Source organism: Hansschlegelia beijingensis, from assembly GCF_045505405.1.
Taxonomy (GTDB): domain Bacteria; phylum Pseudomonadota; class Alphaproteobacteria; order Rhizobiales; family Methylopilaceae; genus Methylopila; species Methylopila beijingensis_A.
Genome location: NZ_JBJKEX010000092.1, coordinates 1 through 9,912, shown reverse-complemented (window position 1 = coordinate 9,912; position 9,912 = coordinate 1). Strand labels below are relative to the sequence as shown.

General features: G+C 68.7%; 12 protein-coding genes. 10 read left to right on the top strand and 2 right to left on the bottom strand.

The genetic code is table 11. From position 1 onward, the window contains the following. A partial coding sequence (locus ACIKT0_RS08180) for an acyl-CoA dehydrogenase family protein (RefSeq protein ID WP_407104869.1) occupies positions 1-1,644 on the top strand: 1,644 nt, incomplete at its 5' end. A gap of 33 nt (positions 1,645-1,677) precedes the next feature. Here ACIKT0_RS08180 and ACIKT0_RS08175 read toward each other — a convergent pair. After that, positions 1,678-2,349 carry a phosphotransferase gene (locus ACIKT0_RS08175; protein WP_407104868.1) on the bottom strand — a complete coding sequence of 224 codons (672 nt, stop codon included), beginning with the start codon at positions 2,347-2,349 and terminating at the stop codon, positions 1,678-1,680. A gap of 98 nt (positions 2,350-2,447) precedes the next feature. Between ACIKT0_RS08175 and sbmA the strand changes: the two genes are divergently transcribed. The 9 genes from sbmA (at position 2,448) to ACIKT0_RS08130 (ending at position 9,086) form a co-directional block, all read left to right on the top strand. Continuing rightward, complete coding sequence (gene sbmA / locus ACIKT0_RS08170; protein ID WP_407104867.1) at positions 2,448-3,713, top strand: peptide antibiotic transporter SbmA; 1,266 nt, start codon at positions 2,448-2,450, stop codon at positions 3,711-3,713. A 37-nt stretch (positions 3,714-3,750) separates the two neighbouring features. Further along, positions 3,751-4,260, top strand: a complete 510-nt coding sequence (locus ACIKT0_RS08165) for a TspO/MBR family protein (RefSeq protein ID WP_407104866.1) — start codon at positions 3,751-3,753, stop codon at positions 4,258-4,260. Between the two features lie 44 nt (positions 4,261-4,304). Further along, entirely contained in the window at positions 4,305-4,499 is a 195-nt protein-coding gene (locus tag ACIKT0_RS08160; RefSeq protein ID WP_407104865.1) for a twin transmembrane helix small protein, read from the top strand. A gap of 4 nt (positions 4,500-4,503) precedes the next feature. Next, complete coding sequence (locus tag ACIKT0_RS08155; protein WP_407104864.1) at positions 4,504-5,073, top strand: cob(I)yrinic acid a,c-diamide adenosyltransferase; 570 nt, start codon at positions 4,504-4,506, stop codon at positions 5,071-5,073. A gap of 106 nt (positions 5,074-5,179) precedes the next feature. After that, positions 5,180-5,917, top strand: a complete 738-nt coding sequence (locus ACIKT0_RS08150; protein ID WP_407104862.1) for a rhomboid family intramembrane serine protease — start codon at positions 5,180-5,182, stop codon at positions 5,915-5,917. A gap of 174 nt (positions 5,918-6,091) precedes the next feature. After that, positions 6,092-6,841, top strand: a complete 750-nt coding sequence (locus tag ACIKT0_RS08145) for an electron transfer flavoprotein subunit beta/FixA family protein (RefSeq protein WP_407104860.1) — start codon at positions 6,092-6,094, stop codon at positions 6,839-6,841. A gap of 1 nt (position 6,842) precedes the next feature. Continuing rightward, positions 6,843-7,787: an electron transfer flavoprotein subunit alpha/FixB family protein gene (locus ACIKT0_RS08140; protein ID WP_407104858.1), complete on the top strand. Its 945-nt coding sequence runs from the start codon at positions 6,843-6,845 to the stop codon at positions 7,785-7,787. 138 nt (positions 7,788-7,925) lie between these two features. Next, complete coding sequence (locus tag ACIKT0_RS08135) at positions 7,926-8,807, top strand: 3-hydroxybutyryl-CoA dehydrogenase (protein ID WP_407104857.1); 882 nt, start codon at positions 7,926-7,928, stop codon at positions 8,805-8,807. An 84-nt stretch (positions 8,808-8,891) separates the two neighbouring features. Continuing rightward, complete coding sequence (locus ACIKT0_RS08130; RefSeq protein WP_407104856.1) at positions 8,892-9,086, top strand: hypothetical protein; 195 nt, start codon at positions 8,892-8,894, stop codon at positions 9,084-9,086. 46 nt (positions 9,087-9,132) lie between these two features. On the opposite strand, the gene ACIKT0_RS08125 is transcribed toward ACIKT0_RS08130, so the two are convergent. Next, positions 9,133-9,510 (bottom strand): c-type cytochrome, encoded by a 378-nt coding sequence (locus ACIKT0_RS08125; protein WP_407104855.1) that lies wholly within the window; start codon positions 9,508-9,510, stop codon positions 9,133-9,135. Positions 9,511-9,912: the final 402 nt, after the last annotated feature.

Below are 9,912 nucleotides of genomic sequence, written 5' to 3'. Positions count from 1 at the left end.
CCCGAGACGCCGGCGGCCCGCCTTCAAGCCGTATTGCCCGCGCTGGACAGCGTTCTGGCGGAAGCGACCGAGGCGGTGCGGGCGAAGGTGGTCCGGGAAGGCAAGATCGACGGCGACGCGCTCGAGCGCGAGCAGCGCGCCGGCCACGGCCTCGCCTGGCTCGCGACCTACCGGATGGCCCTGCGCGAACTGCTGCGCTGGAGCGAGCGGCTCGCCAAGGAAGGCCGCTACGGCGCGATCGAGGAGGCCATCCTTCGGGTGGGCGCCGCGGAGTATCTCGCGCAGGTGATCGGGGGCATTCCGATGAACCAGGGCGAGATCGTGCGCGCGCAGGATCTCGGGCTGGCGGCCGCGCGGCCTGCGGAACTGCTCGGCGAGGCGGGGGCGGAACTGATCGCGGACGGCGGCTCCGCGGAGGCGCGGGCCGAACTGGCCGCCCTGATGCGGCAGGCCGACGGGCGTTCCGGCTTCGGCGATTCCGGGCTCGACGAGACCCACGGCCAGTTCCGCGACGAGATGCGGCGCTTCGCGGAGGCCGAGGTGGCGCCCTACGCCCACGCCTGGCACCTCGCCAACGCCTACATCCCGCTCGAGACGATCCAGAAGCTGGCCGACCTCGGCGTTTTCGGCCTGACGATCCCCGAGGAATATGGCGGGCTCGGCCTGGGCAAGGAGGCGATGTGCGTCGTCTCGGAAGAGCTGAGCCGCGGCTATATCGGCGTCGGCTCGCTCGGCACCCGCTCCGAAATCGCCGCCGAGCTGATCATGGGCGGCGGCACCGAGGAGCAGAAACAGAAATACCTGCCGAGGCTGGCGGACGGCTCGATCCTGCCGACGGCCGTGTTCACCGAGCCGAACACCGGCTCCGATCTCGCGAGCCTCAAGACGCGCGCGGCGCGCGAGGGCGACGTCTATCGGGTCAACGGCGCCAAGACCTGGATCACCCATCCTGTGCGCGCGGACCTGATGACGCTTCTGGTGCGCACCGACCCGAACGAGCCCGGCCACCGCGGCCTCTCCATGCTGCTCGCGGAGAAGCCGCGCGGCACGGACGAAGACCCGTTCCCGGCGTCCGGCATGTCCGGCGGCGAGATCGAGGTTCTGGGATACCGTGGCATGAAGGAGTACGAGATCTCCTTCGACGGCTTCGAGGTGCCGGCCGAGAACCTGCTGGGCGGCGTCGAGGGTCAGGGCTTCAAGCAGCTCATGAAGACCTTCGAGAGCGCCCGCATCCAGACGGCGGCGCGGGCCGTCGGCGTCGCCCAGTCGGCGCTCGACCTCGGCCTGCGCTACGCCGAGGAGCGTATCCAGTTCAAGAAGCCGCTCGCCGACTTCCCGCGCGTCGCCGACAAGCTCGCCATGATGGCCGCCGAGGTGCAGATCGCGAGGCAGATCACCTATTTCGCAGCGCGCGAGAAGGACAGCGACATCCGCTGCGATCTTGAGGCCGGCATGGCCAAGCTGCTCGCCGCGCGGGTCGCCTGGGCGGCGGCCGACAACGCGCTGCAGATCCACGGCGGCAACGGGTTCGCGCTCGAATATCAGATCAGCCGCGTGCTCTGCGACAGCCGCATCCTCAACATCTTCGAGGGCGCTGCGGAGATTCAGGCGCAGGTCATCGCGCGTCGGCTGCTCGAAGGCTGACGCGGGCGCGGCCGCGGCGATCGCGCCACGCCTTCAGAGCTTGAGCATCGGCCAGCGCATGCCCCGGCAGACCAGGACCTGGTGCCACAGCGCGACGGCGCGTTTCGCGAGGCGGGAGAGGCGGCCCGTCTCGCCGCGCAGCAGGGTCTTCCTGAGGCTCCGGTTCGACCGGCACATGTCGGCCACCACCGGACCGTGGAACGCGAGCGCCCAGTCGAGCACGACCAGGCCGCCGTCGGGCCGGAGGATCACGTTGCTCAGGTTGAGGTCGCCGTGGCAGAGGCCGAGGTCGACCATCACGTCCCGGCTGTAGGTCCCCATCTTCAGGTAGGTCGCAGGGCGCCAGCGTCGTTCCACGAGGCCGGGATCGGGGAGACGGGTGCGGGCGACAAGGACGTTCGCCTCCGCAAGCGCCGCCGCGACCCTGCCGGCTTCCGCCAGCGACCGGCGGGCCCGCAAGCTGAGGGTCTCCCCCACGACGCGTTCGCCCACGATCCCGAACCCGCCGAAGCAGGAGACGATCTCGTCCACCCGCCAGGCAGGCCCGCCGGCCGCCCGGACGGCCCGCGTGACGGCGTATTCGCGCTCCACGAAGGCGGCCTTGATCCGCGCCGGGTAGGCTTTGAGCGCGCGTCCGTCGGCGAGCTCGTAGACCGTCGCCATGCGGCCGCGGCCGATCACGCCCCGCAGTTCTTCAGGTCCCACAGTCCTCATCGCGGGCCCGGTCGGCCCCGCGTGATTTGCCCTCGCCGGTCGGCGGGTCTATCGCGATGCGCTGCTTTCACCGGAGGCTCGGCGCCGACGTGTTCGTATCGTTCTTCCCCAACCCTCGCCCGTTCTTCCTGTCCGTCGTGATCTGGACGGCGATCGCTACGGCGATCTGGTTCGCGGGAGGCTCCGAGCTCGGGAAGGTCATCGGCCTCTCCTATCCGGCGGCAGGCGCTCCGCCCGTCATCGGGCCGGCCGTGTTCCTAACCGGCCCGTTCATCTGGTTCTACATCTACTACGCCGCGGCGGTCGGGATGTTCGCCGCGGCCTGGATGATGCTGTCGCCCCATCCCTGGGCGCCGTGGTCCATCCTCGGCTCCGCGTTCATTCTGTTCACCACCTACTTCCAGGTGCAGGTCTCGGTCGCCATCAACGCGTGGTACGGGCCGTTCTACGACCTCGTGCAGGCTGCGCTCTCCAAGGCGCGGCCGGTGACCATCGCCGAGTTCTACGGCGAGCTCGCGGCCTTCCTGGGCATCGCGATGATCGCCGTTCTGGTCGGCGTGCTCACGCGGTTCTTCGTCAGCCACTACATCTTCCGGTGGCGCACGGCGATGAACGACTTCTACATGGAGCACTGGCCGCGGCTGCGGCATGTCGAGGGCGCGTCGCAGCGCGTACAGGAAGACACGATGCGCTTCTCGACGATCGTCGAGGGGCTCGGCGTCAGCTTCGTCGATTCGATCATGACGCTGATCGCGTTCCTGCCGGTCCTGGTCCGGCTGTCCGAGGCGGTCACCGAGGTCCCGATCATCGGCTCCGTCCCGCATCCGCTGGTGGTGATGGCGCTGCTCTGGTCGATCCTCGGCACGGGCTTTCTCGCCCTCATCGGCATCAAGCTACCCGGCCTGCAGTTCCGGAACCAGCGCGTGGAAGCGGCCTACCGCAAGGAGCTGGTCTATGGCGAAGACGATCCCACGAGGGCGCAGCCGCAGACTGTCAAGGAGCTGTTCTCCTGGGTCCGGCACAACTATTTCCGCCTGTACTTCCACTACGCCTACTTCAACGTCGCCCGGATCTCCTACCTCCAGGTCGACAACATCTTCCCCTACATCGTGCTGGCGCCGACGATCGTGGCCGGCAAGATCACGCTCGGCCCGTTGCAGCAGATCCTCAGCGCCTTCGAGCAGGTGCGGAGCTCGTTCCAGTATCTGATCAACTCGTGGACCACGATCGTCGAGCTGCTCTCGGTCTACAAGCGTCTGCGGGCGTTCGAGGCGATCATCTACGGCGAGCCGCTTCCGTCGATCGACCAGGAGGAGCCGGAGGTCGAGGTCACGGCCGACGGCGCGCGGACGTGATAGGAGCTCCCCCGATCGCCACCCCTGGAGTGATGCCATGACGTCCGGCCAGATCGTGCGCCCCTCCTGGACGTCGTCGCGGTCCCTGCTGATCCTTGCGGCGGCGGCGCTCGTCTGCGGCCTCGCGGCCTGGCTCGGATCGGCGGCCACGACGCCGAACATCGCGCCCTGGTACGAGGGGCTGCGGAAGCCGCCCTTCAACCCGCCGAACGTCGCGTTTCCGATCGTATGGACGCTGCTGTTCGCCATGATGGCGATCGCGCTCTGGCGGGTCTGCGTGCGCGGTTCCGGCGAGGCCTTGCGGGGCGCGGTGACCGCCTTCGGAGTCCAGCTCGCGCTCAACGTCGCGTGGTCCTTCGCGTTCTTCGCGGCGCGCAGACCGTTGCTCGGGCTTCTGGACATCCTCCTCCTGTTGCCGGCGATCGTCTGGACGATCGTGTGCTTCCGTCGGATAGACGGGCCTGCGGCGGCGCTGCTCTATCCCTACCTCGCCTGGGTGAGCTTCGCGGCCGTCCTCAACGGGTCGATCCTCCACCTCAACGGCTGAGACCTTCGCCTTCGCCGTCCCGTCCGTCTCGCGAGAGTGCCGCGATGTCCACCTTCCTCGCCAATTTCGCCGTGCCGGTCGCCGTCGGCGCCGTCGCGGTCGTCCTGCTCATCGGTCTGTTCAACATGACGCGCGGCGGCAGCCCGAACCTGTCGCAGAAGCTGATGCGCTGGCGCGTCATCCTGCAGTTTGTGGCGATCGTGGTGATCATGATCACCGTCTGGGCCATGGGCCGCTGACGCCATGGTCAAGCTCAACAAGATCTACACCCGCACCGGCGACGACGGCACCACCGGCCTCGCCGCCGGGCCGCGGCGGCCGAAGCACGACCTGAGGGTGGAGAGCTTCGGCGCGGTCGACGAGACCAACGCGACGCTCGGCCTGGCGCGGCTTCATGCGGCCACGGAGCCCGAGATCGAGGCTGCGCTCGCCCGCATCCAGAACGAGCTGTTCGACCTCGGCGCGGACCTCGCCACGCCCGACGACGGCAAAGATCTCGGCTACGAGCCGCTGCGCATCGTGGACAGCCAGGTAGTCCGGCTCGAGCAGGAAATCGACGCGCTGAACGCCCGGCTCGAGCCGCTGCGCTCCTTCGTCCTCCCGGCCGGGACACCACTCGCGGCGCATCTCCACATGGCGCGCACGGTGGCGCGGCGGGCCGAACGGCTGATGACGGCGCTCGCGGCGCGCGAAGCCGTCTCGTCGGCGGCGCTGCGCTACGTCAACCGGCTGTCGGACTACCTGTTCGTGGCCGCGCGCGTCGCCAATCTCGGCGACGGCGACGTGCTTTGGGCGCCCGGAAAGACACGCTAGCGTCAGGATCGGCCTCAGGCCCGCCTCGGCCCCTTGGAGCCGGAGGCGGGCGTCTTCATATTCCGGGAGACGCAGGCGATCGCGCCTGGCGAGACGAGACGCCGCCATGTTCGTCCCTCTACTGGACGACGCCCCGGTTCGCCGCATCCGGCTGCCCTGGGTGAACTACGCCTTCATGGCGGCGTGCATCCTCGTCTACGTCTTCGTTCAGTCCGGGTGGATCCTCCCTGCGCATCCGGGCGCAGTGGTGTCGTTCGGCCTGATCCCGAGCGTTCTTTTCTCTGAGGCGGTGCTCCCCGAGGGCTATGCGGTCGTGCCCGCCTGGGCGACGCTCATCACCTCGCAGTTCCTGCATGGCGGGCTGCTGCACCTCGTCGGCAACATGCTGTTCCTCAGGGCCTTCGGCGACAATGTCGAGGATGATCTGGGCCATCTGCGATACATCGCGTTCCTGCTGCTGTGCGGCGTGGGGGCGGGCCTTGCTCACGCGATCGGCGCCGCCAACGCGGACGCGCCGCTGGTCGGCGCGTCCGGCGTCGTCGCGGGCGTCATCGCGGCCTATGTGATGCTGCATCCGCAGGTGAAGGTCTGGGTGCTGGTGTTCTACCGGTTCCCTGTCCGCCTGCGCGCCTTCTGGATCATCGGCGCCTGGGTCGTGTTCCAGGCCGGCAACGCGCTGCTCGCGGGCCATGAGCAGGTCGCCTGGTGGGCGCATGTGGGCGGTTTCCTCACCGGCGCCGTGCTGGTTGTCGCGCTGAAGCGGCCCGAGGTGAAGCTGTTCGACCGGGATCTCGCGGCGCGCATCGAGCGGCGCGGCGACGAGACCGTCGAGGGGCCCGCATAGGCTTTCTGCGACTTTCTGAGGTCGCGCCGCAGCGTTGACTTGGGCTCGGGCCGCCTCCTACTGTCCGCCGCGCTTTCGCCCGCCCGGCGTCCGAAAGCGGCCGCGCGCCCGTGCGGCTTTGGCCGATGCGTTCCGCGTCGTTGCGCGATGATCCTCCTGAGGTGAAGAGGCCCGATGAAGGTACTTGTGCCGGTCAAGCGAGTGGTCGACTACAACGTCAAGATCCGGGTGAAGCCCGACGGCTCGGGCGTCGAGCTCGCCAATGTGAAGATGTCGATGAACCCCTTCGACGAGATCGCCGTCGAGGAGGCGCTCCGGCTCAAGGAGGCCGGCAAGGCGACCGAGGTGGTCATCGTCTCGGTGGGCCCGGCGCAGGCCGCGGAGACGATCCGAACCGGTCTCGCCATGGGCGCCGACCGCGGCATCCTGGTGAAGACCGACGGCCCGACGGAGCCGCTCGGCGTCGCCAAGCTTCTGGTCAAGATCGTCGAGGAGGAGCAGCCCGGCCTCGTGGTGATGGGCAAGCAGGCGATCGACGACGACTGCAACCAGACGGGCCAGATGCTCGCCGCGCTGCTCGGCTGGCCGCAGGGCACCTTCGCCTCCAAGGTCTCGCCGGAAGCCGACAGCGTCCAGGTCACGCGGGAGGTCGACGGCGGGCTGCAGACGGTCTCGCTGAAGCTGCCGGCCGTGGTCACCACCGATCTGCGCCTCAACGAGCCGCGCTACGCCTCGCTGCCCAACATCATGAAAGCCAAGAAGAAGCCGCTCGACGAGAAGTCGGCCGCCGATCTAGGGGTCGACGTGGCGCCGCGCCTGCAGGTCCTCAAGACCGTGGAGCCGCCAAAGCGGCAGGCGGGCGCCAAGGTGGGCTCAGTGGCCGAGCTCGTCGAGAAGCTGAAGAACGAAGCGGGAGCGATCTGACATGGCGACCCTGCTGTTCGCAGACCACCACGAGGACGCGCTGGGCGACGCGACCGCCAAGGCGCTGACGGCCGCGCGCCAGATCGGCGAGCCGGTCCACATCCTGGTCGCCGGCAGGGCGCCGCGCGCCGCCGCCGAGCAGGCCGCGCAGCTCGAGGGCGTCGAGAAGGTGCTGGTCGCTTCCCACGAGAGCTACGCGCATGGCCTCGCGGAGCCGATCGCGGAGCTGATCCTCGGCCTGATGGACGGCTATGACGCGCTCGTCGCGTCGTCGTCCACCACCGGCAAGAACATCCTGCCGCGCGTGGCCGCCAAGCTCGACGTGATGCAGATCTCCGACATCTCGAAGGTCGAGGCGCCGGACACGTTCGAGCGGCCGGTCTACGCCGGGAACGCGATCCAGACGGTGAAGTCGAGCGACCCGAAGAAGGTCGTCACGGTGCGCACCTCGACCTTCCAGGCGACCGGCCAGGGCGGCTCCGCGGCGATGGAGGAGATCGCGGCGGCGGCCGACCCGGGCCTCTCGAGCTTCGTCGGCGAGGAGCTCACCCAGTCCGACCGGCCGGAGCTCGGCTCCGCCAAGATCATCGTGTCGGGCGGCCGCGCGCTGGGATCGGCGGACAAGTTCAAGGAGGTCGTCGAGCCTCTCGCCGACCAGCTTGGCGCGGCGATCGGCGCCAGCCGCGCCGCGGTGGACGCCGGCTACGCGCCGAACGACCAGCAGGTCGGGCAGACCGGCAAGGTGGTGGCGCCCGAGCTCTACATCGCGCTCGGCATCTCGGGCGCGATCCAGCATCTGGCCGGCATGAAAGATTCGAAGGTGATCGTCGCCATCAACAAGGACGAGGAGGCGCCGATCTTCCAGGTGGCCGACTACGGCCTGGTGGCGGACCTGTTCCAGGCTGTTCCGGAGCTCCGCGAGGAGCTGGCCAAAGCGCGGAAGTGACGTATCTGGCGCACCAGGCGCCAGACTTTCGTAGGGGCGACGGTCGCGACGCTGGCATTGTGCGGCGCGGCACGTAAGATCGCGCCGCGCCGGGCGGTCGTCCCGGCGCGGGTCAGTGTGGACGGTCAGACGGGCATCATGCCGATGGAAATTCGTAAGATCGGCGTCATCGGCGCAGGGCAGATGGGCAGCGGCATCGCGCATGTCTGCTCTCTGGCCGGGCTCGACATAACGCTCAATGACATCTCGCCGGACCGAGCCAAGGCGGGTCTGTCGGTGATCGACGCCAACATGCAGCGCCAGGCCGGCAAGGGCGCGATCAGCGACGAGGACCGCAAGGCGGCGCTCAAGCGCATCACCCTCGCCAGTGATTACGAGGCGCTGGGCGACTGCGACATCGTCATCGAGGCGGCGACCGAAGACGAGCAGATCAAGCGCAAGATCTACTCGGACCTGTGTCCGTCGCTGAAGCCCGACGCGATGGTGGCCACCAACACCTCGTCGATCTCGATCACCCGGCTGGCGGCGTCGACCGATCGGCCTGAGCGCTTCATCGGCATCCACTTCATGAATCCGGTGCCGCTGATGCAGCTCGTCGAGCTGATCCGAGGCATCGCGACCGAAGACGAGACCTTCGAGGCCGCGAAGCAGCTGATCGACAGGCTCGGCAAGACCGTCGCGGTCTCCGAGGATTTTCCGGCCTTCATGGTCAACCGCATTCTTCTGCCGATGATCAACGAGGCGATCTACACGCTCTACGAGGGCGTAGGCTCGGTGGACGCCATCGACACGGCGATGCGGCTCGGCGCGAACCACCCGATGGGCCCCCTGCAGCTCGCCGACTTCATCGGCCTCGACACCTGCCTGTCGATCATGCAGGTCCTCCACGACGGACTCGCGGACTCGAAGTACCGGCCCTGCCCGCTGCTGGTGAAATATGTCGAAGCCGGCTGGCTCGGCCGGAAGACGCAGCGGGGCTTCTACGATTACCGGGGCGAGCACCCGGTTCCGACGCGCTGAGCTTCAGAGCCGACGCGCGAGACGGTTCAACCGTTCCTTAACCCGCGCGGCCCAACGTCCGCGGTCACTCGCGGAGCGACCCTGATGGACATGAGCTCTCTCGCGGCCTCGGCGATCGCAGGCGTCGCCCAGCAGACCCGCGACGGCTTCGCGGTGGCGGCCCTGAAGATCGCGAACCAGCAGCAGCAGGCGATGGCCGACCTCGTGGCCGAGGCGGCTCAGACAGGCAAAGCCCAGACGGCGCCGGAAACGGGCCGCCCCCTCGACCGGATGGCGTAGCGCGTCACGGCCGGAGGCCGGCCGTGACGGACGTCGTGGTCGCCGCCTACTTCTGCGTAGCCAGATAGGCGATGACGTTCTGCCGGTCCTTCTCGTTCGCGACCTTGAGGGTCATCTTGCTCGGGCCGCCGAGATAGCCGCTCGGATCGGCGAGGTAGCTCGAAAGCTTGGCTTCGTCCCATGCGCCGATTTCCGGCGCCTTGGCCTTCATGGCGTCGCTATAGGCGAAGCCCTCGACGCTCCCGGCGGCACGGCCGACGACGCCTTGCAGGGCCGGGCCGACCTTCGACTTGGCGTCCGGACCGACCTCGTGACACGCCTTGCAGCGCGCGAAGACCTTCTGTCCGGCGGCCGCGTCCTGCGCGACCGCCCCTCCGGCCGACATCGCCAGCGCGACCGTCGCCCACGCGAGTGTTCGTATCATCCCGTAGCTCCTCCCTGCGCCCGGTCTTCTTGGCGGCCGGACGTCTGTCACGCGGACATCCGCGCGGTGGAAATATCGCGCTTTGTTTGAATTCTTCCAATCGAGCCGGTGAACGGCGATCCGAGCCACGGCTTGTGGACAGCGGGGCGCCGCGGAGCCCGATCCATCCTTCGTTAACGCTGACCCTTCCTTATGGAGCGACGGGAAAGAGCGGCGTCGAGGCCGCTTCGAGAAGGGTTGCGAGTCATGCGTTTCACCGGGCGGCCGCCAGCTTCCGAAGACGTCAAACCGGCGGCCAAGCGGGCCACCGGAGAGGTTCGCGTCGGCCGCACGCCGGACGCCATGCTGCGCCAGCGCCGGTCCGCGGAGCCCATCGAGGAGCCCGTCCCGCCGGCGCCTGAG